Annotated in this window: 21 protein-coding genes; 14 read left to right on the top strand and 7 right to left on the bottom strand. The window is 35.6% G+C overall.

From position 1 onward, the window contains the following. Positions 1 to 6: 6 nt before the first annotated feature. Positions 7 to 1,524 (bottom strand): spore germination protein, encoded by a 1,518-nt coding sequence (locus tag MHB44_RS11285; protein WP_341302860.1) that lies wholly within the window; start codon positions 1,522 to 1,524, stop codon positions 7 to 9. A gap of 563 nt (positions 1,525 to 2,087) precedes the next feature. On the opposite strand from MHB44_RS11285, the gene MHB44_RS11280 reads away from it, so the two are divergent. Both MHB44_RS11280 and MHB44_RS11275 read left to right on the top strand, forming a co-directional pair. Next, positions 2,088 to 2,972 carry a GNAT family N-acetyltransferase gene (locus MHB44_RS11280; RefSeq protein ID WP_341302859.1) on the top strand — a complete coding sequence of 295 codons (885 nt, stop codon included), beginning with the start codon at positions 2,088 to 2,090 and terminating at the stop codon, positions 2,970 to 2,972. 316 nt (positions 2,973 to 3,288) lie between these two features. Further along, positions 3,289 to 4,761 (top strand): DHA2 family efflux MFS transporter permease subunit, encoded by a 1,473-nt coding sequence (locus tag MHB44_RS11275; RefSeq protein WP_341302858.1) that lies wholly within the window; start codon positions 3,289 to 3,291, stop codon positions 4,759 to 4,761. 46 nt (positions 4,762 to 4,807) lie between these two features. Here MHB44_RS11275 and MHB44_RS11270 read toward each other — a convergent pair whose 3' ends face one another. Together MHB44_RS11270 and MHB44_RS11265 are read right to left on the bottom strand one after the other, a co-directional pair. Then, the gene (locus MHB44_RS11270; protein WP_341302857.1) at positions 4,808 to 5,722 is read right to left on the bottom strand and encodes a C40 family peptidase; all 915 of its coding nucleotides are present in this window, start codon (positions 5,720 to 5,722) and stop codon (positions 4,808 to 4,810) included. Between the two features lie 602 nt (positions 5,723 to 6,324). After that, entirely contained in the window at positions 6,325 to 7,203 is an 879-nt protein-coding gene (locus tag MHB44_RS11265; protein ID WP_341302856.1) for a DMT family transporter, read from the bottom strand. 113 nt (positions 7,204 to 7,316) lie between these two features. Here MHB44_RS11265 and MHB44_RS11260 point away from each other — a divergent pair, with 113 nt between their 5' ends. The 9 genes from MHB44_RS11260 (at position 7,317) to MHB44_RS11220 (ending at position 14,081) form a co-directional block, all read left to right on the top strand. Continuing rightward, a complete protein-coding gene (locus MHB44_RS11260; RefSeq protein ID WP_341302855.1) occupies positions 7,317 to 8,201 on the top strand; it encodes a LysR family transcriptional regulator in 885 nt (294 codons plus the stop codon). 270 nt (positions 8,202 to 8,471) lie between these two features. Next, a complete protein-coding gene (locus tag MHB44_RS11255) occupies positions 8,472 to 8,924 on the top strand; it encodes a MarR family transcriptional regulator (protein ID WP_341302854.1) in 453 nt (150 codons plus the stop codon). Positions 8,925 to 8,944: 20 nt separating this feature from the next. After that, positions 8,945 to 9,463, top strand: a complete 519-nt coding sequence (locus MHB44_RS11250; RefSeq protein ID WP_341302853.1) for a GNAT family N-acetyltransferase — start codon at positions 8,945 to 8,947, stop codon at positions 9,461 to 9,463. Positions 9,464 to 9,770: 307 nt separating this feature from the next. Beyond that, entirely contained in the window at positions 9,771 to 10,526 is a 756-nt protein-coding gene (locus tag MHB44_RS11245; RefSeq protein ID WP_341302852.1) for an NADH dehydrogenase FAD-containing subunit, read from the top strand. A 52-nt stretch (positions 10,527 to 10,578) separates the two neighbouring features. Beyond that, positions 10,579 to 11,247, top strand: a complete 669-nt coding sequence (locus tag MHB44_RS11240; protein WP_341302851.1) for a hypothetical protein — start codon at positions 10,579 to 10,581, stop codon at positions 11,245 to 11,247. Next, entirely contained in the window at positions 11,244 to 11,942 is a 699-nt protein-coding gene (locus MHB44_RS11235) for a hypothetical protein (protein ID WP_341302850.1), read from the top strand. Before MHB44_RS11240 ends, MHB44_RS11235 begins: the two co-directional genes overlap by 4 nt. A 12-nt stretch (positions 11,943 to 11,954) precedes the next feature. After that, entirely contained in the window at positions 11,955 to 12,593 is a 639-nt protein-coding gene (locus MHB44_RS11230) for an ABC transporter ATP-binding protein (protein WP_341302849.1), read from the top strand. A gap of 208 nt (positions 12,594 to 12,801) precedes the next feature. Further along, on the top strand, positions 12,802 to 13,473 hold the full coding sequence (locus MHB44_RS11225; RefSeq protein WP_341302848.1) for a copper amine oxidase N-terminal domain-containing protein: 672 nt from the start codon (positions 12,802 to 12,804) through the stop codon (positions 13,471 to 13,473). A gap of 230 nt (positions 13,474 to 13,703) precedes the next feature. Beyond that, a complete protein-coding gene (locus MHB44_RS11220) occupies positions 13,704 to 14,081 on the top strand; it encodes a metalloregulator ArsR/SmtB family transcription factor (protein ID WP_341302847.1) in 378 nt (125 codons plus the stop codon). A 122-nt stretch (positions 14,082 to 14,203) separates the two neighbouring features. On the opposite strand, the gene MHB44_RS11215 is transcribed toward MHB44_RS11220, so the two are convergent. Then, positions 14,204 to 15,328 carry an IS4 family transposase gene (locus MHB44_RS11215; protein ID WP_053994495.1) on the bottom strand — a complete coding sequence of 375 codons (1,125 nt, stop codon included), beginning with the start codon at positions 15,326 to 15,328 and terminating at the stop codon, positions 14,204 to 14,206. A gap of 154 nt (positions 15,329 to 15,482) precedes the next feature. On the opposite strand from MHB44_RS11215, the gene MHB44_RS11210 reads away from it, so the two are divergent. Then, positions 15,483 to 16,481 carry an NADP-dependent oxidoreductase gene (locus tag MHB44_RS11210; protein ID WP_341302846.1) on the top strand — a complete coding sequence of 333 codons (999 nt, stop codon included), beginning with the start codon at positions 15,483 to 15,485 and terminating at the stop codon, positions 16,479 to 16,481. A 343-nt stretch (positions 16,482 to 16,824) separates the two neighbouring features. Here the strand turns inward: MHB44_RS11210 and MHB44_RS11205 are convergent, their stop codons facing one another. Beyond that, positions 16,825 to 17,724, bottom strand: a complete 900-nt coding sequence (locus MHB44_RS11205) for a LysR family transcriptional regulator (RefSeq protein ID WP_341302845.1) — start codon at positions 17,722 to 17,724, stop codon at positions 16,825 to 16,827. A gap of 131 nt (positions 17,725 to 17,855) precedes the next feature. Here MHB44_RS11205 and MHB44_RS11200 point away from each other — a divergent pair, with 131 nt between their 5' ends. Next, a complete protein-coding gene (locus MHB44_RS11200; RefSeq protein WP_341302844.1) occupies positions 17,856 to 19,052 on the top strand; it encodes a YbfB/YjiJ family MFS transporter in 1,197 nt (398 codons plus the stop codon). Between the two features lie 49 nt (positions 19,053 to 19,101). Beyond that, complete coding sequence (locus MHB44_RS11195; RefSeq protein ID WP_341302843.1) at positions 19,102 to 20,193, top strand: nitronate monooxygenase; 1,092 nt, start codon at positions 19,102 to 19,104, stop codon at positions 20,191 to 20,193. A 451-nt stretch (positions 20,194 to 20,644) separates the two neighbouring features. On the opposite strand, the gene MHB44_RS11190 is transcribed toward MHB44_RS11195, so the two are convergent. Together MHB44_RS11190 and MHB44_RS11185 are read right to left on the bottom strand one after the other, a co-directional pair. After that, complete coding sequence (locus MHB44_RS11190; protein WP_341302842.1) at positions 20,645 to 21,028, bottom strand: hypothetical protein; 384 nt, start codon at positions 21,026 to 21,028, stop codon at positions 20,645 to 20,647. Positions 21,029 to 21,864: 836 nt separating this feature from the next. After that, positions 21,865 to 22,821, bottom strand: coding sequence for a bile acid:sodium symporter (locus tag MHB44_RS11185; RefSeq protein ID WP_341302841.1), 957 nt, complete (start codon positions 22,819 to 22,821; stop codon positions 21,865 to 21,867). Positions 22,822 to 23,803: the final 982 nt, after the last annotated feature.

The following is a 23,803-nucleotide window of genomic DNA, read 5'->3' as shown; positions in this document are numbered from 1 at the left end:
TTCAGTTCAACTTTTTTTCGGCTTGATCGGTTCAGGGTCGAACTTGTAGTCATCTTTTGATCTTGTTAAAGCAGGCCTTTTTGCTGTTAATGGAATCGGCATTCGGATAATACTATCTCGCATTTCCTTTAATCTTGGAGGATAAAAGGGAGACATATACGGTGCGCCCAAGCTTGACTGGCGTAAAAGATGCACCAGTATAAAACAGACAGCCAGCATAATCCCATAAAAGCCCCAAAATCCTGCAAGTATAATAATTGGAAAACGAATAAGTCGAATCACATTCCCCATCATATAACTTGGGGAGGTAAAGGATGCCAAGGCACTTAAAGCAATAATAATTAATAAAATATTACTGGTAATGCCTGCCTGAACCGCTGCTGTACCGATGACAATACCGCCAACAATACCGATTGTTTGCCCAATTTTAGTAGGCAGCCGTGCACCTGCTTCTCTCAATAATTCAATAATTATTTCCAGCAGCAATGCCTCAAATATGGGTGGAAAAGGCACTAAAGCTCTCGATTCACTTAATGGCACTAAAAAGGCTTGTGGAATCACCTCATAATGGAAGGTGAGGGCGGCCACATAAAATGGTGTTAAATAAACAGATAAAAAGAAGGCGGCAAGTCGTAATAATCGCACAAAGGTAGCGATTTGCCAACGTAAGTTTTGATCCTCCTGGCTTTGGAAAAATTCAGTAAACGATTGCGGACAAATAATTGCCATCGAGCTTCCGTCTACAATCACACCGATCTTACCATCCAATAAACCATCACAAAATCGGTCAGGTCTTTCAGTTAACAGCATTTGCGGAAAAACAGACAATGAATTATCATCAATCATTTCGGCTAAAACCGCACTATCAATTAATGCATCCAAATCAAGGTTGGCAAGACGCTGACGTACAGTATTGACCATTTGGTCGGAGGCAAGACCATTCATATATAATAGTGTCACAGCCGTATTCGTGCGTCTGCCAATTTTTATTTTTTCATTACACAGATCTGGGCTTACTATGTAACGACGAATTAGCGAAATATTTGTAGATAGACTCTCATTAAAGGCAACCTGTGTACCGATTACTTGGGATTCATTTTCAGGTGTCGATAAAGCTCTCGATTCTCGACTCGCAATATTGGCTATGACAACTTGTGGATAGCCTCCTATATGAAGTAAAACAGATCCATTAATGATTCCTTCTATCGCTTTTATCAGTAAATTCGTTATAGTGACCTCAGGAATGGAAAGGGCAGCCATCAAAATTTCTGGTGTATCGCTTGGTTTGTTTTGTAAATCGGCTATGATATTATTGTTTAATGTCTGATCATCCACTAAATTATCGATATAAATAAGGGTGATATTTGGTGGGAAAGATTGAATAATTAAATCATCTGGATTATTCGTAGCGTCCTTTATCGATTGAATAAAATCAGCTTGTGAATGCGCAAGTTTTTCGAGATTTTCGCTAGGAGCTTCTGAGTTCATTTCTGTAGATGATTGGTTTTGATTGAAAGGCTTCATATTTGAATAATAAGGCTCCCTTCATTGTTAGCTTAGTTTATAGAATTGACGGTAGAAGGGTGTTCTATACTTATTTCATTTATTTTCAATCATTCCTTCCTTTAGATTGGGAGACATAACCAAATAATGCAAAGTGTGTTGACAAATAAAAAGTAATTGTTCAAAAGGAAAGTGAGAGCACTATTGTTAGCGAAGCCCATCTTAAGACGAAATGCTAGACATTCGTCACCATTCGATAGTAATATATCTATAATCTTAAAAGCAGAAGGGGATTAGACAGCTATGCTAAAACTTATTATCGCAAATTAAATTCCTATGAATTTAATAGAAGGGTGAGTCTATCATATGATAGGTTTATTTGTGTTGCCCTTTTGCGATAATGATGAGATGCTAAAATGTCTAATCCATTATAAGCAGAGATAAAGATAGCCCATGGTTTACTTGATCCTGCCTATATATTAAAGACTTTATGAGTTTATGCTCATAAGGTCTTTTGCTGTTTTTAGGAGGTGATCATTCCCATAGAAATCTAATATTAAAACAGACAATGAGAGGGAATAGACATGAAAAAATATGAATTAGTGAGTAATTATCGCCATGATGAAAAATTGAAAACGAGTTTTAATGATCTAGCCATCAAAACGTTTGGCTTAGATTTTCAAAATTGGTACAACAAAGGCTATTGGAATGACCAATATATTTCTTATTCATTTCTTGAGCAAGGAAAGGTTATTGCCAATGCTTCTATCAGTAAAATGTCAGTAGTGATAAATGATCAACGCTATAATGGTATTCAAATTGGCACTGTGATGACAGATGAAAATTATCGCCATCAAGGTTTAGCTAAGCAGTTAATGCAGCATATTCTCAATGAATTTAAAGAAGCTTGTGACTTTATCTATCTTTTCGCCAATGATACAGTATTGGATTTTTATCCGAAGTTTGGCTTTTCTCGCATACATGAAAGTGAGTTTAGCTTAGACCTCATAAAAAATCCCATCCAACGGAAGCAGCATGCCAACGTACAGCAGCTTACCATTGAACAGGATCTTATACTTCTTGAAAAATACGCAAAAAATCGTCAGGTAAATTCAACTATTTTAGATGTTGAACATAATGAGCATTTATTAATGTTTTATTTCATTCTAGTATTCCATGAAGCCATTTATTATATAGAGGATTTAGAAACAATTGTGCTTATGGAGGAAGAAAACAATGTGCTAAATATTTACGATATCATTGCGTTACAATCATTTAAGATAGATACTGTATTAGCAAGGATTGTCAACGAAACAACGAAAAAGGTAGTCTTTTATTTCACACCTGATTTTTCTATTGAGGGCATGACAATAGCCTTACATCCAAATGATGATGATGCTTTATTTGTTTTAGCGAAAAAGCCAGTGCTAAGAGGGAGCTTTAGGTTTCCTCTAACCTCCCATTGCTAATTTAAAATAAAGGCAGGAAATAATTAACGAAAACCACTATCTGATAAATAACTAAAAAGTCGATTCCTTAAATATGCAGGAATCGACTTGAAATCAATTATATTTTATGATAAATTTAGATAGATAGACTGCGTATAATTATTTTTACTCACATCTCCACATTTTAATTATACAATGAAAACTATCTTTATGTCAACTCTTATATTTATTTTTAGAAGAGGTTGACATCCATTTACAATTTCAACAGATTGGGGGACAAGATCAGTACATGTAGTCATAATTAAGATAAAAATATAGAAAGTAGGACTGAGGCTATTTGACAGAAAACATAACTTCCACCCAAACAAAAACACCCTATGGTATGATTGCAATTTTATTTATTGGAGCCTTTGTGGCGATTTTAAATGAAACATTACTTAATATTGCCCTGCCAGCAATTATGACTGAATTCCAAGTCAAGGCAACGGCTGTGCAATGGCTCTCTACAGGCTATATGCTGATTAATGGTATTTTAATACCTGCAAGTGCCTTCTTTATTCAACGTTTTACAGATAGAAAGCTATTTATTACGGCCATGGCATTATTTACACTTGGGACATTCCTGGCAAGTGTTGCACCAGCCTTTGGTGTATTATTAGCTGCTCGTATGATTCAGGCAGCAGGCTCAGCAATTATGATGCCTTTATTAATGAATGTTATGCTAACAGCCTTTCCAGTTGAAAAACGTGGAGCAGCGATGGGGATGTTTGGGCTTGTGATGATTACCGCTCCAGCGATTGGACCAACACTCTCTGGCTGGTTAATTGAGCATTATAGCTGGCGTATCCTATTCGATATTGTCTTACCAATTGCCGTTTTAACGTTAATTTTTGCGATTTTTAAATTAAAAAATGTCACACCACAGCGTGCTATTAAGCTCGATGTGTTCTCGCTTATTTTATCAAGTATCGGCTTTGGTGGCCTGCTTTACGGTTTTAGCTCAGCAGGGGATAAGGGCTGGGATCATATACTTGTTTACAGCACAATTATTATTGGTACACTCGCATTAATAACCTTTATTCTTCGTCAGCTACGAATGAAGGAGCCGATGCTGGAGTTTCGTATTTTCAAATATCCAATGTTTGCGCTATCCTCCGCCATTGCAATTGTTCTTTCAGTCGCAATGTTTTCAGCCATGATCTTAATGCCTATTTATGTGCAAACCATTCGTGGGATTTCCCCGATGGATTCAGGTTTACTGATGCTACCAGGAGCGATTGTGATGGGGATTATGTCACCTATTACAGGTAAGCTCTTTGATAAATACGGTGCAAGAAGCCTAGCGATTATCGGCTTAACCATTACCATTGTGACAACCTATTACTTTAGCAAAATTGATATGGAGACAACTTATGCTACGCTTGTTTGGCTCTATACATTACGTATGTTTGGGATGTCCATGGTCATGATGCCCGTGATGACCAATGGCTTGAATCAGCTACCAGCCTATAATAACCCACACGGTACAGCAATGAATAATACATTACAGCAAGTGTCAGGGGCTATTGGCTCTGCTGTATTAATTACTGTGATGAACAATAAAGCCACTGCAAAAGCAGAGGAATTAGCTTCTTCCGCTACGCAGGGGACAGCCAATATAGTGAATGAATCAATGCTGCATGGCATTACCTTCACCTTCTTTATTTCCACATTAATTGCAGTCATCGCACTTATTCTTGCTTTCTTTATGAAGAGAGTTACACCTGCTCATGACAATATCATGAATGAGGAAGTTAGTGATCATAAATAAATGACAAAACGGGGGCTCCTTAAAATACGCAGCCCCGTTTTATATGTTACTGACTTAATCGTTGAATAAAGGTAGCTAATTGTTCTAATGTGACATTGTCATTTACCCCAAATATATTGTCTCCTTTACCTACTGTAACTTTAGTGGAGGCAAGAATCACTACATATGGATTAGCCCAGTGTGTAGGCGGAACATCTGTAAATTCATCTGCTGTTCCTTGTTGTTGTAAATGAAAGGCTTCCACTAAAACCTTGGATAACTGGCCACGTGTAATAGGAGAACTTGGATTAAATTTTCCGTGTTCATCGCCCGTAAAAATGCCCATCTTTTTTAGTGCTTCCACAGCACCTGCATAGTTAGAAGATGGCTTGATATCAGGGAAACTTGTATTTATCTCACTTGTATCTAGCTGTAGTACGTCCGCAAGTCGAAGTGCCACCTCTCCACGTGACGCATAAATGCTAAAGTCAATCTCTGCATCTTTTACTTCTCCAAAATCATTTTCAGTAAAGTCAGCAACACGTTTTGCCCCTATGTAACGAGATCCCCAGTAATAGGGATCATTAATTTTATCTATTTTAACCCCAGCACTTGTTGTAGCTGAAATAAACTTACTGTCACCTATGTATATACCAACGTGGGAAACACCGCTTCCTGAAGTATTAAAGAATACAAGATCACCTGTCTTTAAATTGTCCTTTGAAATAGACGTACCTTCTTGATATTGAGTTTGGGAGGTACGTGGTAACGAGATGCCTACCTTCGAAAAAACAAATTGTGTATAGGCTGAGCAATCAACGCCTGTCCTCATATCGCTTCCTCCATATTTATAGGGAACCCCGATATATTCCTTGGCTGTATTAGTAATATCTGTTATAGTAGCTGCTTTTGCATCATGAATACCGATTCCTGTGAAAAGTGTGAAAGATGCAAAAATGGGTAGTAACCATTTTTTCTTCAATTAACCTTACTCCTTTCAAATCGCTTTTGCTTTTGACTAGAGTAAGAATAGCACGAAATAGATAAGTATTATTTTTCAATAGTATTACTGATTATTAGTGAATAACAAATTTGAAACCTTAATTTTATCTATGTAAAATCTCTGCAATAATCATGGTCAAATTTGTTAAAAAAATATAAAATTATAGGATAAATAGGGACATAAGAGTTAATTCCCAAGTTTTCTCTATTATTTTAACTATAAATAAAAGGAAAGCAGAGAAAGAGGAAAATTTTTTCCCAAAATTTCTCCTTTTCCTTTGTTTACTGCTGTTATGGAGAGGGAGTAGGGTTGGTTCTACAATACTACAACAGTTAAAACCAGTACAATAGATATTGAAAACTGTAGCACCGCGCTAGGAAACCTTGCTGAATGCAAACGGAATCCCAATACAAAAGTATGTCTATTTAGGGCTCCGTTTACTTTTTTTAAAACATGCGTCCCACAACCATTTTACCTCCTATACTTACTTTTTAACTAATGATGCTTATTATGATGTAATTGTGGATAATATCTGCCCATATCAGTTTCTCTTCTACAGATTCTTGCTCTACGGCATATAATCATTCTTTTATCTCCTGCAATGTAATTTGTTTTTTAACAGGCAAATTTGCGATTAATACGCCCGCTAGAATAAGTGAAGCACCAAAATACCCTTTACCTCCTATATTTTCATGCAAAAAGATAAATGCCAATATAGCTGAAAAAACGGGTTCGAGAGAAAATAAAAACCCTGTACTTTCAGGGGTAGTATACTTTTGTGCAATTGGCTGCATGACAAACCCATAAGCAGAGCAAATAATTGCTAGCCCAAGAATGGCTAACCAAGCCTTTGTATCACTAAGTAAAAAGGGAGCTTTAAATACTAAGCTGCCTAGCAAAGCATAAAAACTAGCAAAGCCAAGCTGGAAAATTCCTAATTGAAAAGCATCAACCTCTCGCACAAAGTGATTAGTAGCGATAATGTGTATCGCATACAGAAAAGCAGCAACTATACATAAAATTGAACCTGAAGCTAATGTAAAATCTTCTGTAATGGTAAGAAGTGATAAACCAATAGAAACCGTTATCACTCCATATAGAATTTCTTTCTGAGGTAGTTTTCGTGTAATGAGTATTTGCAAAATAGGAACTAAAATAACAGTTGTGCTCGTTAAAAAGCCTGCTGATGAAGCCGTTGTTGTTGTCATTCCATACATAAGAGCAATAAAAATTCCGCACAATAAAGCTCCGACAATTGCACTGCACTTTAAGGTTTTGATATTCACATGCATTAGTTTTTTATGAAATAAAACAATCATAATTAAAAATGCAATTCCAAATCGTAAGGCGATCACTGTAAAGGGAGCAACATTATTCGCAAGAAGCTTCATAAAAATATAAGATGTTCCCCATACTAAAGAGACGCTTGCCATTAATAAATTAGCCTGTTTTTGTGTCATTAGTTAAACCCCCTTTATGAATAGTGGCTTTATCGTAGCACCTGTATTTCCATTAGTAAAACGAATGTTTATAATAGAACTATTAGGAAAGCTAATGTAAAGGGGGATTAAAAATGAATGCCTATCATGCTTTTATCAAAGTAATAGAAACAGGTAATTTTACGAAGGCTGCTGAAGAACTTGGTTACACCCAGTCAGCCATCAGTCAAATGGTGAATTCCTTAGAGAAAGAACTTTCCACAACGCTTATTTTACGTTCTCGAACGGGTGTTACACTTACCCCTGATGGCGAGGAATTTTTACCGTATATTCGAAATATCAGCAATTCGCATTTTGAGCTATTGGAAAAGCAAAATGAGATGAAAGGGCTACAAAGAGGGCTTATTCGTATTGGAGCATTTTCTAGCGTGGCATGTCATTGGCTACCAGAGCTGATAAAAGATTTTAAAGAGCAGTACCCAGCTGTACAATTCAATATCTATCAAGGTGAATATACGGTTATTTCTAATTGGGTAAAAGAAGGTTTCGTCGACTTTGGCTTTGTGAACCCTGAAGCTGTGTCCAAACTCACAACCATTCTATTACAAGAAGACGAAATGCTTGCTGTATTACCCACAAATCATTCTTTAGCAGCTGACAACAAAGTTTTAATGAAGGAATTGATCGCAGAACCATATATCCTGTTAGATGAGGGAGAAATAAATGAAACCGTAACCGCTTTTCATCAGCATGGCCTTGAACCGAATATACAATACCGAGTCCATGATGATTACGCAATTATGTCGATGGTTGAACAAGGCCTCGGTATATCCGTTTTACCAAAGCTTGTCTTAGATAGATGTCCCTATAATATTGTAACAAAACCAATCTTGCCCTCTGTCATGCGTACAATAAGCTTGGTGTACAAGGATAAAAGGGTATTACCAATAGCAAGTAGATACTTTATTAATTTTATCCTTGAAAGCTTTAGGGAGGGTTTAGCGTTAAAGCATAAATAAAATAATTCCGTAAAAGGCCATAATTTTGATGATACATTGTTCAAATTCCTGGCTTTTCATCCTTCAATAAGCATATAAAGATGCAGTTATACATAGAGCGTGGCATCAAAAGGAGATATATCCAGACTGGCTTGAATCATTAACGAAATCCCAAATTACCTTCTAGCCTTCAGTTTCTGTTTTTTGTTGTAAATACAACAAAATTATATTATATTAAACATATAGCCTTTTTATTGTATTTGCAACAAAAAAATGCTAAGGAGGTGCAACATGACAGAAATTCTTCGTGAAATCGGTATGATTGCTAGGGCATTGGATTCCATCAGCAATATCGAATTTAAAGAATATCATTTAACAAAAGGTCAATATTTATATCTTGTACGAATATGCGAAAATCCAGGTATTATTCAGGAAAAGCTAGCTGAGAAGATAAAGGTAGATCGAACAACCGCCGCACGCGCTATCCAAAAATTAGAGGCAAATGGCTTTATTGAAAAAAGAAACGATACGCAAAACAAAAAAATAAAACGGCTCTTTCCAACTGATAAAGGCAGAACAATATTTCCAATGATTAAACGAGAAAATGATTACTCAAACAGCGTGGCATTAACAGGTTTTTCTGCTGAGGAAACAGACCTTATTTTTCAGCTCCTTGAAAGGGTTCGGAAAAATATCGAGGTTGATTGGGAGCTTGTCAAAAAAGGGCATAAAAGAAATTATTAGAGATAAAAGAGGTGGCACTGATGACAATTACGTTAGCAAAATGTCAACAAAACGATGTAAAACAATTACAAGCAATTAGTATAGAAACCTTCAATGATACATTTAAAGATCAAAATAGTCCTGACAATATAGAAGCATATTTAGCACGAGCGTTTACGGAAGAACAGCTAAAAAAGGAACTAGCAAATCAATCATCAGCATTTTATTTTATCGCTGTGAATGAAGAGGTAGCAGGCTATTTAAAGGTCAATGTTGATGAGGCACAGTCTGAAAAAATGGGGGACGAAGCACTAGAAATTGAGCGAATTTATATAAGAAGAAACTACCAAGGACAAGGGCTTGGTAAATATTTAATGGACAAGGCCATCGAGCTTGCTACAGCACAAAATAAAAAAAGCATTTGGCTAGGCGTGTGGGAAAAAAACGAGCCAGCGATCGGTTTTTACAAAAAACTAGGCTTTGTCCAAACAGGCACACATTCATTTTATATGGGGGATGAAGAACAGATAGATTGGATGATGACGAAGGTACTTGGGTAAAAGCTAAAAGCCATTATTTTGATGCATGTATTCAAAATAATGGCTTTTTCAGGTTCAAAAACCAAATGATATTTACTAATTTTGTAATAAATACTATAATATAATAAAAATATTTATTGTATATAACTAACTATTTACGAATACATGCGATTTGAAGTAAATGAAAGAAGATTGGAGGATAACAATGCTCATTGAATACAAAAAATTATTAAAAAATAAAAATTTTTACCTTAGCCTTTTTTTATTAATACTTATTGTTGTAATCGCAGTCTTTATAGGAGTGAATACGCATAAAGAGGAATACCAATTGGTAGAGAGGATTTATGAAAAAAATGCAACGGTGTTAAGTCTAATTTCTCCTCATAAACAATGGATTGGCTTCTCCAGTGCTTCAAATTTTGCTTCAAGCCTGTACTATTTCTTCTTTCCAGCAATTATATCGATTGCACTTGTAGATTCTATTTATCGTGAAAAAAGAAGTGGTAATCAAAACTATCTATTTATGCGGATGAATAGAAAGAAATATTATACGATCAAGTTTGCAACAACCTACATAACAGCTTTTTTATTATTTGTACTGCCATTATTACTAGGTGTGATACTTGTTAATCTCTTTACAAACCACTGGGATTATGCAGCTTATGCTACTAGCTATAAACAGTTAGTGGAAGGAACAATTATACTACCAGATGATGCTTTTAAAGGAGATATACTAGACCTTTTTTCTGATTTTTTAATTACATCTCCCTATGTATATATGATTTTTTATTATGTACTGGGTGGGCTATTTGCCAGTGGCTATATTTGCATGGGACTAGCACTCTCTATGTTTATTAAAAATCATTATTTAGTAATATTTATGCCACAAATTATTTATATTGCTTGTTGGGGGCTACTGACTGCCTTAGGGAAGCCAAGCTGGGATCCATTTAATTTAATAAGCCCTAGACAAAGTTTAGAACAATTATCGGTTACGGCAATCATCATTACATTTCTTTTACAGCACTTGTTAGCATTTGCGATTTACTTCATCGGTATAAGGAGAAATCGTGATGTTTTATAAATATATCATGTATAGTATGCAAGATATACTACTGAAAAAGAAGGTATTTTTCATGGTTATATTTTTTATAATAATCATGATGACATTGGCTATTATACCTAATCATACAATGGTATTAACGAAATGGCATTCCGTGAAAGATTTTATGCTATTGTTTCGCTATGAGTATTTTCATTTGCCTATATTACTTGTCTTATTAGGCTCTTTTTCAGAGATAAATGAATGGATACTGCTAAGAAGATATACACAACGCCAACAAATTGCTTGGCAAAAGGTCTGTTTAGTGTTCATAGTTACTGCTATTTTAACTGTAATTATAACGCTGGGTAGTATTATTTGCACGGCTTTAGTAAAGTGGCTAATTTTCCCCTCTACAATCAATTACAGCTCTTTGTTTTTATATACACCTGAGCGTATAAGGGAAGACTCATCGCTTTATTTTATTTATATGTATTTCTGTGTGACTGCTATTTGTGGTCTAGTGTTTATTGTCCTGCAACAGCTAGTCAAAAATAACTTTTTAAGTATGATTATTGTGCTAAGTGTTGCTATTTTAGATCAGATGACAATAAGCATAATACCAATTTTCTTCTATAGCAGTGAATTTACATCACCTATTAGCTCATTACTAATATTACTAGCCATTGCTGTATTATTCATTAATACAATTCATTATTTAGTCAATAAACTAGACTTTTATGTGCGAGATGATAAAGAATGAAGACATTTGGATTAGAGTGGAAATTAATACGAGAGGATGCACTTAAAATCAGCTTGATTTGTACTATCTTTCCTATTCTTAGTGCATTATTATTTCTTGATAAAGCAATATTATTTGATAGTATGACGTTACGACAAGCCTTTACAATGCTATTTGGTCAAATTAATCAATTTAATGTTATTTATTGGACATTGTTATGGTTTGGCTATGTTATTTTGCTACAAATTTTATGGAAGCCTCGCTCTAAATATTTTTTATACAATATGCTATTACGTTATCCAACAAAGAGTTGGTTTTGGCTAAATCAACTATTATTAATATTTATTTTTACAGTAGGCTATGTCACACTTTATTTTGTCACAAGCTTTTGCCTCTTTTTATTGTTTAAAGTGCATATACAGTTCAGTTTCTTAATTGTGCTACAAATTGTTGTGATATCCTTAAATATTTACTGTCATGCGCTATTATGGAAATTAATTGAGCTACTATTTTCAGCAAAAATTGCTACGGTGTTACTTGTTATTATATTTTACGCTGGTGTAAAAGTACCCACTCCCTATATCCCTTTCTATTTTGGAATGACGGAACACTTCAGCCCCAGCATATTATTCACTGTTTTATTAACTGAAGTATTGCTTATTTGTATGATGAGTATATGCATTATACGCATCGGCTTAAAAAAAGATTATTATTAAGGAGGCTGCGATATGTCTATTGAAGTATCAAATGTTTCAAAGGTCATTAAAGGACGAACTGTGTTACAGGATATTAACTTTCACTTAACACAAGGAAAAGTGTATGGCTTTGTTGGGCACAATGGCTCAGGAAAGTCGATGTTATTTCGAGTTATTTGTGGCTTAGTGAAGCCTAGTACAGGAACAGTAAAATTATTCGAAGATGTCTTACATAAGGATATTTCGTTTCCTAAAAGTGCAAGTATCATTCTCGAAAAACCGGGATTTTTAGAGCACTATTCAGGATTTTTGAATTTAAAGTTTTTAGCAGCTATTAGAAAGCAAATTAATGATCACGATATAAAAGCAGCAATTGAACGGGTTGGATTGGACCCAACAGATCAACGTCCAGTAAAAACATATTCTCTTGGTATGAAACAAAAACTAGCGATTGCGCAAAGTATTATGGAAAAACCCGATATTATTTTACTAGATGAGCCAATGAATGGGTTGGACGAAGATGCTGTGCAAGCAGTATATGAAATCATCAAGGCTGAAAAACAACGAGGTGCGACAATATTATTAACTTCACATAATAAAGTTGATATTGAATCCTTATGTGATCGAGTATATATGCTACGTGATGGTGTATTGACGGAGAAGGTTATATAGTTTGGACAGGGCAGAAGCATTGTAATTTCAATGCTTCTGCCTTTTGCTATGATGCTTATTTTAGTTTACATAATATAAAGTTTTATGACTAGATAAAGTGCCTATAATATTATTATTTAAAGAAAAAATAAACTTAGAAAATTAAGTATTTTTTGGGTGCGAGTGATATAATAGAGATACTTTTAGCCTATAGAATGGGGGAAATGTTATGTTAAAACGATTATTCTTTGCCAGCTTACTATTATGTTTATGCTCTTTGGGCTATATAGGAAGTAGTAACTATGCACATGCCAATAATGGTGAAGTAGTACTTTTTGATAGTGGTACAGTAATCAATGGCCGAACGATGTTACCAATGCGAAGTATATTTGAATCATTAAATGCAACCGTTGCTTGGGATGCCTCTAAGCAAACTGTAACAGCGAGTAGAGGAAATACAACGATTCAATTAAAGGTAGGCTCCAAGAAAGCATTCGTGAATGGCAAGGAAACTTATTTAGATAGCCCAGCCGTAATGATTAACTCAACTACAATGGTGCCAGTAAGATTTATTGGTGAAGCTTTAAATTTACCAGTTGAATGGGACGCCTTCCTAAGAGTAGTGAAAATAAGCGCAAAAGAGAAAACCATTTTTGTTTATGTTGATGATCCATTAATCACAAGTACATATCTTTATGGTAATAAGTATTATCAATTAGAGGCTTTAACTTATAATATTTCATTGATAACATACAGACTGCAACTGGAACTACACAGCTACCCTAATCATTCTCAAGAATATCGTAATATATTAGGTAAACAGCTACTAATGGAAACACTTAAGTTGAAAGCATATAAAAAAATGGAAGCAATATTACTGGATTCTATCATGCGAGGATAGAAAAGAGACCTATTTCCTTCACAAATTAGATTTATTTTCATTCTTTTAATATGAATATTATCATGAAAATCCTCTTTAAATTTAAAGAGGATTTTTGTGTGTCTATTTCTATCACTATTGATTCGTCTCGATTTACTTTCTCAATATTGCACAGAATACAACAATGGTATATCGTTATATGTAGCAATATGGTTCAATAAATTAAACCATTAAACAGACTATCGGAGGTATTGTATGGAATGAAGAAACAAGACCAACTAAACATTATTAAAGAAGATTTTATGAATTGCCAAAAGGTCTTATTGGCCATTGGGGATGAAACACGCCAGGCTATTTTATTAGTATTAATGGGAACGGATTGTCAAACAGGGTTGCGTGTAGGGGAAATCACTGAACAAACACATCTTTCACGTCCTGCTGTATCGCATCATCTGAAGATTTTGCGGGAGGCTGGCGTTATTTTAATGCGTAAAGAGGGGACAAAAAATTTTTATTCTATCAATGTCCGTTCAGAAATTGGTTTATTAAAAACGCTTGTAGTGAATATTGAAGAATTTATGCAGAAATTTTATAAACATGACGGAGCACTAGCGTCGCGTGAATTTTAATTGAATTTTCTGTTTTATTTATTTTCCATTTTAGAAGAAAAACAAAGACACTTGAACAGAGGTAGTAATCATCCATTTTTTTACTATAACCTTTAATCTGAGTAACAGAAGCGGAAAAACCTTTAGGGGACCACTTTCCCACCGATTTTTCGTATCCATAAGTGAGCCGATTTCCACGGGGATGCTTTGAGTAAACGACTGATTTTCAAGTACGTTTTCGAGCTGTTTGTGTTCAGTTGTGCCAGGACATGTAAACAATACACAATCATCGCGATGTACACTTGATTATGAACGCCTTGTTCGCTTTGTGCGTAGAACTTTTTGATGTTCAAGTGCTGCTTTAGCCATTTGAAAAACAGCTCAATTGCCCAGCGTGATTTGTACAGTTCAGCGATTTCATCCGCACTTAGGTCGAAACGATTTGTGATAAGCTGCAGTTCGTTTCCTTTTGAATCCAATACTTTGATAAGACGAAAGACATTTTCTGCTCGATTTTGTGTTGTGCCAATGATCACCATTTCATCGGATGAAACAAGTGAATCTTCTGGCAGCTCAAACGGCTCGATTACACGGATAACCGCGTTTTTTCGTAAGCGCGAAACGAAAAAATAACCATCGTCCGTCATGCGGTCAAATCGCTCATAATCTAAGTAACCACGGTCAAAAACGTAAAGGCAATCCTTGTCATCAACGAGTACCTCTAGTTGACCACGATCATGTTCAATCGCGTTTGTTAAAACCGCTTTGTCTGGATAGGAACAGCCTTTTTCTAAGTATACAAGGCGCAAATGAAGCTTGATTCCTGATTTTGTTTTGCGAAACTCCGCCCATTTATGGTTGTTTAAATTCAATGGTAACGTACTCGAATCAATGATTTTCAGCGGTGTCGTGTTTTTACGACGTTGTTCATACTGAGACTTTTCATGAATTTGGATAACTAAATCTAAAAATATCTGTTGGAATACCTCTGTCGGCACTTGATTTAATCGGCGTCCTAATTGCGAAAAGCTGATGGAATCTAATTCTGTTGCTTTTTGAAGGTCATCTGAAAACAATGTCTCACTGACTGCACGCAGACTTTCTGTTTCATTCAACTGCGCAAACAGGAGTAATTTCAAAAATGAAGCGATGTGTAGCTTCTTTGTATAGTAATTTAATTGATGGGCTTCAACCAGTTCTTCTAATTGTGTAGTGGAAATCGGCGAAAGCCATTGTTCAAATGATGTTTTTCGTGTAAACTTATCCATGCGTATGTCCTTTATTTTGGATTTGGATGGTTTACTACCGCCCAACCATTATAAAGGATTTTTTTGTGCATAAATAAAATTACAGAAAATTTAATTTATTCAATAAAGGTGAATCATTTTAATGCGACACTAGTGATGACGGAGGTATAAAATAATGAAAGCAATGGTTATTGATAAATATGGAAAAGCGCCAATGCGTTTGGCAGAAATGCCTGTGCCTGAAATAGGAGAGTATGAGGTGCTTGCAGAAATTCATGCAGCAAGTATTAATCCTATTGATTTTAAAATACGTGATGGGAAAGTGAAGATGCTCGTTAAATATAATATGCCTCTGATTCTTGGCAATGATTTTGCTGGTGTCGTAGCAAAGGTAGGGGCAAAAGTAACTCGCTTTAAAGTAGGTGATGAAATATATGCACGTCCACGAAAAAGTAAAATTGGTACTTTTGCGGAATACATCGCCATCCATGAAGATGATATCGCCCTAAAGCCTAAAAATTTAAGCTTTGAGGAAGCAGCATCCATTCCACTGGTTGGTTTAACCACGTATCAAGCCTTACATGACATACTTCAATTACAAAAAGGACAGAAGATTTTGATTCAGGCTGGGGCTGGTGGTGTCGGTACGTTTGCTATTCAATTGGCAAAATTAATGGGCGCTACTGTTGCAACGACTGCCAGTGAAGCTGGTGCAAATTTAGTAAAATCTCTTGGTGCAGATAAAATTATTAATTACAAGACAGAAAAATTTGAAGAGATACTGAAAGACTATGATGCTGTATTTGATACGCTTGGAGGTGAGATACTCGAAAAATCCTTCCGTGTTGTCAAAAATGGAGGAAAAATTGTTTCTGTTTCAGGGCTACCAAATGCTCGTTTTGGTAAGGAGTATGGTTCAGGGGCTTTTAAAACGCTGTTGTTTTCAATTGCTACTAGGAAACTGACTGCACTTGAAAAAAAGCATCATGCACAATATACGTTTTTATTTATGAAGCCAAGTGGAGAGCAATTACAGATCATTGCTAATTTTATTGAAGCTGGAAAAATCAAGCCCATCATTGACAGCGTTTATTCATTTGCAGACGCTCAAAAGGCAATGGACTATGCGGAGTCGGGAAAGGCAAAGGGCAAAATCATTGTAAAAATCAAATAGTTAAACGCCCCTTAAAACGCTTGTGCTTTTAAAGGGGCGTTTTTTATAGTTATTCAGTTTATTGGTTCAATAATAATGCCAATGTCTACTAGTCGATTATCTAATTTTATCTGTAATATCATCGGTATTGCCATTATATGAATGGAATAACTTGATGATTTTTTTAGATTTGCTCCATACAACGCATTGCATCTGTTGCTTCACCCCCAATGTATATTTCTTCCAAATGTCTTTCGCCTTTATTAATAAAAGCAAGCCTTCTGTTGTTAAGATAATTTTGCGGTTTCTCTGAATAAAGACGTTCCTAATTCTTCCTCTAAGTCACTTAGCTGTCTCAATAATGTTAGCTGGGATAGACCTTTTGTTTTTTTAACAATTCCACTTCATTCTCTAACATATCTATGAATTTTATTAAAGACGCAGGTACATATCTATCCTTTCGATAAATAAATGTCGTTTTGACTTTTCCATATACATTCGGAATGGGATGCTGTCTAAGAATGCCCTCTTGTATATGTTTTGCAATAACACTATTAGGAAGCATACTTATGCCTAGACCCGCAGATACACATCCAATGATCGCATCAAGGGTTCCAAATTCCATAATCTTATTGGGAATCACGCCCTCTTGGTGTAACCATTGTTCAAGTTTTGCCCGATAAGAGCATCCGGAACGAAATACAAGTAGCGTCCTAGTTTGGATATCTTTAATGGAGGATAAAGGAGGTTGTATTGTATCTGTAATAAGTACCAGCTCCTCTTCGATTACCTCCTTTTGAATGAGTTCGGGATGTTCGATTGGGCCAGCCACAAAGGCCCCATCAAGTTCATACTGAAGAACGCCTTGAATATTTTGTTCAGTCGAACCTGTTTTTAAAGTAAAATCAACGTCAGGATACTCTTTATGGTACGTTGAAATAAGGGCTGGTAAGCGAACTGCGGCAGTTGTTTCCATAGATCCAATGACTAATGGCCCCTTTGGTATTTGATCGTCATTCATCACGTTCCTTGTTTCTTCTACAAGATGAAATATTTTTTCAGTGTATGTTAATAATGTGCTTCCTTTGTCTGTCAAGGTAGTGCCACGATTATGTCTATAAAATAGGGTTGTTTGAAGCTCACTTTCCAATTGTTGAATTTTCATGGTGATATTAGACTGTGCATATTGAAGTTCCCTTGCTGCCTGTGATATGCTCCCTAGCTTGGCAACAACCTGGAAAATTTTTAATGTATGTAAATCCATAGAAATCCTCCTCTGATATATCTCCTCTGCCATCTGATTAACTGATACCTAATATCATTTTTATGTATTATACCATATAGCCAAAAAAAGATATTCTTAAAATGTAGCATATTTTAATCGGGGGTGAATATTTGAGAAAGCACTTTATTCTTTTTTTAATAGGGGGCATCTTATCTTTAATCATTGCTATGGGGATTGGAAGGTTTGCTTATACACCCATTCTTCCACTTATGCAAAAAGATCTCTCTTTTTCAAATGCAGTCGCCGGCTACCTAGCCTCAAGTAATTATGCAGGGTATTTGCTTGGAGCAATTTTAGCAGGTGCCATTCCTTTGAAAAAATATAGAACGATCTCTTTAAGAATCCATCTAATCACCAGCATCTTAACCACTATGCTAATGGGTCTCACATACTCTCCTTTACTTTGGTATATGCTTCGTTTTGTATCAGGGTTTGCCAGTGCTTTTGTATTGGTCTTAGCCTCTGGCATAGTGCTGGATAAACTCGCTTCTATAAACAAAACTAGTTGGTCTGGCTTGTTCTACGGAGGGGTGGGGCTTGGAATCTTTTCATCAAGTATAATCATCCCGATTCTAAATCAATCATTTCAATGGGAAGGGACCTGGATAGGGTTAGCTGCTATAAGTGGAATCCTTGCTTTTTTCGTATGGAGCTGGCTTTATGATACTCCCAATAATGTTGAAATGAAGAATACACAAGTAGCTTTTGCTCAAGTACCTCCCAAGAAATGGATTCCTTGGCTGACGATTGCATACGGTTTAGAAGGATTGGGCTATATTGTTACAGGAACGTTTATCGTATCTATCGCTGAAAAGACCTCATTCTTTCATAATAATGCAACCTTCGTGTGGATGATGGTGGGATTGGCTGCAATTCCATCCTGTCTCATCTGGTCTGTTCTTGCTAAAAAATGGGGTTATGTTAAATCCTTAGTGCTTGCAATGGTTCTACAATCCTTTGGTATTATGATGCCAGTCTTTTGGATGTCAAAAAATAGTTTTGTCATAAGTGCTTTATTGTTTGGAGCTACGTTTATGGGTATCACTACACTTGCTACAACATTGGGACGGCAAATGAATCCATCGAATAGCAGTCAGACTATCGGCAATTTAACCGCTATTTATGCTGGTGGACAGTTGATAGGACCAACCCTTGCTGGCGTCATATCATCGTTCACTCATAATTTTAACCTTGCTTTGCTAGGAGCAGCTAGTGTCATATTACTGGGTGCAGGTTTGCTTTTCAATGGAATTAAATTTGAAAGGGAAGCTCCAAAAATGACTAAGCCGAAAAATTTTTCTCTTTAGAAAAGAACGGCTAAAAATATAAACAAATACAGATTACGGGGTGGTATGAATGCTAGATAATACTATGACTGAACTTTTGAAAATTGAATATCCAATTGTACAAGCTCCTATGGCTGGTGGAATAACAACATCGAAATTAGTGACTGAGGTTTCAAATTCTGGAGGTCTAGGAATGATTGGGGCAGGCTATCTGACCGCTACTCAAACAAGAGAACAGATTAGGGAAATAAAACAGTTAACATCAAACTCTTTTGGTATTAATCTATTTGTTCCTAACGAATTTAAAGTGACAGAGAAGGAAGTGAAATTAGCTAATGAGATTTTAAGCCCCATTCGTGAGCAATTGAATCTATCTCCAAAAGATAACTTTGAAATTTCTACATTTCATAACGCATATGAAACATTTAATGAACAAGTTAAGGTTGTAATTAAAGAAAAGGTTCCTATTTGTTCATTTACATTTGGTATTCCTTCTAAGGAAATAATTGCTGAGTTAAAACAACACAACATTATTCTGATAGGAACAGCTACAACAGTGAGAGAAGCAATAGAAAATGAAAAATCAGGAATGGATATAGTAGTTGTTCAAGGGAGTGAAGCTGGTGGGCACCGTGGGACCTTTATAGATGGGTATCAGGAGAGTTTAGTTGGCTTAATGTCACTTATACCGCAGGTTGTTGACAATGTAAGCATTCCTGTTATTTCCGCCGGAGGAATTATGGATGGGAGAGGGTTGATGGCTTCCCTCTGCTTAGGAGCGAAGGGAGTACAGATGGGGACGGCTTTCTTGACTTGTATTGAAAGTGGAGCACATAAGGCACATAAAGAAGCAATTCTTCATGCTAATGAAGATCAGACTGTATTAACTCGTTCTTTTTCAGGTAAATGGGCAAGAGGAATTAAAAATAAATTCATTTTAAAAATGAGCGAACACGAAGAATTTTTGCCAGATTATCCTGTTCAAAACACATTAACTCAAGAAATTAGGAAGACTTCCTCAGCACAAAACAATCGAGATTTTATGTCGCTATGGTCTGGCCAAAGTACAAGATTAGCCAAAAATCAATCCGTTGAAATATTAATTAAAAATATTATTACAGAAGCTAAAAATATAAATTTAGATATAGAAGCATTGCAATAGCTTCTTGCTTTTCTGTAGATTTCTTTTATATAGAAGTCGCTAAAGATAGGGTAAGGTCAATCAGAAATATTTCTGGTTGACCATTTTTTTGTTTTACTATAGGAAGTTAGGAAAAACAAGGCTGCTCAGGCAATTAGGAAGATGGGGAGGAGAATGGTTAACTCACCTCTGAAAAAATGTTAAGGACATTACACTTCTGGCAGGGCAGAGGTCAAGCAGGGAACAGTACTTGGATAAAGTTATAGGGCACTCTCTTTGTTAACAAATATTTATCGCTAAACTGACAAAACTGTATCGAAAACTATTAATATAATATAAGGAAACGGGATGAAGGCATCTTTTGGGTGAAGTCTTGGAGATTAATAGATTTTAAGAAAGACACTAAAAATAGCAACCATCTTTGAGAAATGTCTTTTCTGACAGATTGTTGCTACACCATAATAGAAGTAATTTATTTTTGTTCTCGATACTTAATAGCCTCTTTAAATTCGTCAGTAGCTAGAATATTGTAAAATATATTTCTATTATTTACATTTGCTATTGTCCCTGTGACTGTATGGTCTATCCATAAATAATATTCATCATCGTTGAGTTTGATCTTATATTGCGGAACTATTTTGTTATCCACTTCACCGAATTCTCTAGCTTTTTTAAATGTTTCCTCTATAATGTTAATATCCTTCGCATCAGAGATTAGCTGTAATGTGTCGGGTTTTTCATCTTCAAAATTAATTAATTCTCGAATTTCTATAGGTTGTGTTGTTTCTTTATTACTGCTACAAGCCACTAACCATACAGAACAAATAAACAAAAATAAAATTATTTTTATTTTCACCTTCTCTTCACTCCTTCTTCTATAATCGTTGACTTAAATATATCCCCGTATAAGCACTTCTTCAACCTTAAAAACACCCATTTTCTTCTATATTAAAGCAGTCGTCAGTCCAATAGCTACAGCTACATCATTTGTTAGCATATGAAATGATGTAGTCATTCAATTATCAACCATTTTGAGTATAAGTTACGAGGGAAAGAGGCATGCCTTGTTTCTGTTTATAGTCGAGAAAAATAAGGCTTCCTTATATTTGTTCATATACTTATAAATGTACTATTAATTTATCATTCAAAGGAGATAGTTTATACAAATTGAGGTGATCACTGTTTAAAGTGGCGCTTTTTAGTGGAAAAAAAGGTGAAGTAAAAGTGCTAACAAAACTGTTGAACTACCCTCACTTATAGAAGTGTGGGACTGCTGCGAACACCAGACCAACGTCTAGTTATAGTAGCAGGCTCTACCCGTAGGCCCTACGGTGAAAAACTTGCAAGGATTGTACATTGGACTCCGCTGTCTAGCGTACTGCTTGGTTTTCGCTTTTCGGCTAGACAGAGCGATAGAACGTTGAAGATTTTACATAACAGACGAACTTTCCTGTTACAACCTCCTATCTTCAGTTTTCAAAGAGCAAACTGTACAGGTTCATTAGAGCACATACATTCTAATTGTACGACAATTTAGATCGACATTCATCTCCCCCTTACTCACAGGACTATCTCCTTCACGTTCCTTAAAGTGGGGGTCTTCTATCGGAAAATAATAAAATAAGAGGAAAGAGCGTGTTTAAGCAAGTCGTTCTTTCCACAAATTAGATAAAAAATTATTTCGAGACTAGCTTATTTAAGTAAATTCGGAACAACGCGAATATAAATAATTTCCCCTATAATTTCTACAATTGTTTGTGTAACAATAATTGCAGCGACTAACGTATTTATATGGTCTGGCAAAGATAGAGCTAGAGGAAGAACGACCAGCGAATTACGAGTAGAACCGCTAAAAATCAATGCTCTACCTGATTCAATATCCAATTTGAACGATTTTCCAATGAATTTAGAAATAAACGGCATCATAATCATAAAGGCGATATATATGGGGATAACCTTTATGATCCATTCAAATGATGTCGATAATTTTCCAATTTGAGATGCGACTACAACAAAAAGCGTTAACGCCATAAACGGAACAGGGAGCCATGCAGATAGATGAATTAATTTATTCCCAACTTGTGATCTTTTAGCAAACAGTTGGAGAGTAATAGCAATGACTAATGGTATGACAATAAGCCCGAAAAATGCCTCTAGGAAAGGGGCTACTTCAACAATTTTCGCTGCTTCATTCCCTATAAATAACCATAAATATAAAGGCAATAATAGCATTTGAGTAATGAAGAGAATGGGTGTCGAGATTAGCATGGCCTTTTCATTACCACGTCCAAGTGCCGTAAATACAATCACATAATCAATGCATGGTGTCAGTAATACTAAATAAACACCAAGCAATAAAGGGGGATGTTCCGGTAATAGCCTTGCTAGCAGCCATACAACGATAGGTACAGCCATATAGTTGACAGTTAGCAGAGCCCAAATAAAACGACGATTAGAAAACGATTCTTTTAAAGATGTAAATGGGATTTGCGAAAACATGCTATACATTAAAATAGCAATAACAAATGAAATGGTAACGTCAAGTTGCATACCGATACGGGGTGCTAATAACCCTACACTTGCTGCTATTAACAAAACAATTACATACAGAAAAACTTGATTGTTTTCTAATTTTTCTCTTGACATCATTACTAGATAACTCCTATTTTATTGACACCATCGACTTTTAGAAAAGTTGAAAGAGGCATTGTGTATTTTAAATTCTTTTATACTCTACCATATTATGTTGGTTAAAAGTAGGGAATGTAAATCCTTAAAACCCTCCATTTTTCACAAGATAACTTTTGCATATTTAATTGCGTTTAGTTATTTCAATGTATCTATACACAGGGCTATCTTTTATAATTTTTAGCCTTTGTTCATTTTGCATAAACAATTCCTCAAAACTTCGACCAATATCGGTTCCTCACATACTAATAAATGACCTTAACAGTTTTTTTCTGTGAAAATAAAGAATGCCTTTGTCATTTGAATATTATTATTGGAACTAGGTTATTCTATACACAGTGAAAAAGACAATGAGAAAGCAAAGGTACCTGCGGAGAAAGTATCTTGGTTTAAAATTCTTGGTCTTTGGCTACGCTATATCACTTGTGGTTCTTTATAGGGCAGTAACATGGAGTAAATAATTCGAAGCATTCGATGCGAAATCGCAACGAGTGCTTTTTTCTTGCTCCTACGTGCTGCAAGTGGCCAATACCAACGATTTCGACCTCTTGAAACAGCCCAGGTTGCCTCATGGCTGATTTAAGATGTGGATTTCCCTTAACGGGAAGCATACATTTTCTTTTTCCCACACTCTCATGATTACCAGGGGGATAAAACTCAGGCTTCCAGTAGACGCTTGTACTTTTCATCACAACATGGGTTACACAATAGTCTTATAATCACTTTAACAGACGAAATAAATCCTTTGTAGGGATAGGGAATGTCTCGGTTTCCTGAAAATATTCTTCCTAAAGACTTCCATTGATCTCACACCATTCTGTTAAAATCACAAACAGTGAGTGAATTTGAAGATAGGCATTTTTCTGTCCGTAGTTATCCTCTACATGCATAGGAACTACCAACAAAATTCACTTAAACAGTTTTATTTCCAAGGTCTAAGCCA

This window comes from Lysinibacillus sp. FSL H8-0500, from assembly GCF_038051955.1.
In the GTDB taxonomy this organism is placed as follows: domain Bacteria; phylum Bacillota; class Bacilli; order Bacillales_A; family Planococcaceae; genus Lysinibacillus; species Lysinibacillus macroides.
This window is presented reverse-complemented; position numbering and strand designations above follow the sequence as displayed.

Bases quoted from the DNA above. Each gene is read 5' to 3' on its own strand.
- MHB44_RS11285 (WP_341302860.1), bottom strand. From the start codon at position 1,524: ATGAAGCCTTTCAATCAAAACCAATCATCTACAGAAATGAACTCAGAA.
- MHB44_RS11280 (WP_341302859.1), top strand. From the start codon at position 2,088: ATGAAAAAATATGAATTAGTGAGTAATTATCGCCATGATGAAAAATTG.
- MHB44_RS11265 (WP_341302856.1), bottom strand. From the start codon at position 7,203: ATGACACAAAAACAGGCTAATTTATTAATGGCAAGCGTCTCTTTAGTA.
- MHB44_RS11260 (WP_341302855.1), top strand. From the start codon at position 7,317: ATGAATGCCTATCATGCTTTTATCAAAGTAATAGAAACAGGTAATTTT.
- MHB44_RS11255 (WP_341302854.1), top strand. From the start codon at position 8,472: ATGACAGAAATTCTTCGTGAAATCGGTATGATTGCTAGGGCATTGGAT.
- MHB44_RS11250 (WP_341302853.1), top strand. From the start codon at position 8,945: ATGACAATTACGTTAGCAAAATGTCAACAAAACGATGTAAAACAATTA.
- MHB44_RS11240 (WP_341302851.1), top strand. From the start codon at position 10,579: ATGGTTATATTTTTTATAATAATCATGATGACATTGGCTATTATACCT.
- MHB44_RS11235 (WP_341302850.1), top strand. From the start codon at position 11,244: ATGAAGACATTTGGATTAGAGTGGAAATTAATACGAGAGGATGCACTT.
- MHB44_RS11230 (WP_341302849.1), top strand. From the start codon at position 11,955: ATGTCTATTGAAGTATCAAATGTTTCAAAGGTCATTAAAGGACGAACT.
- MHB44_RS11225 (WP_341302848.1), top strand. From the start codon at position 12,802: ATGTTAAAACGATTATTCTTTGCCAGCTTACTATTATGTTTATGCTCT.
- MHB44_RS11215 (WP_053994495.1), bottom strand. From the start codon at position 15,328: ATGGATAAGTTTACACGAAAAACATCATTTGAACAATGGCTTTCGCCG.
- MHB44_RS11210 (WP_341302846.1), top strand. From the start codon at position 15,483: ATGAAAGCAATGGTTATTGATAAATATGGAAAAGCGCCAATGCGTTTG.
- MHB44_RS11205 (WP_341302845.1), bottom strand. From the start codon at position 17,724: ATGGATTTACATACATTAAAAATTTTCCAGGTTGTTGCCAAGCTAGGG.
- MHB44_RS11195 (WP_341302843.1), top strand. From the start codon at position 19,102: ATGCTAGATAATACTATGACTGAACTTTTGAAAATTGAATATCCAATT.
- MHB44_RS11185 (WP_341302841.1), bottom strand. From the start codon at position 22,821: ATGATGTCAAGAGAAAAATTAGAAAACAATCAAGTTTTTCTGTATGTA.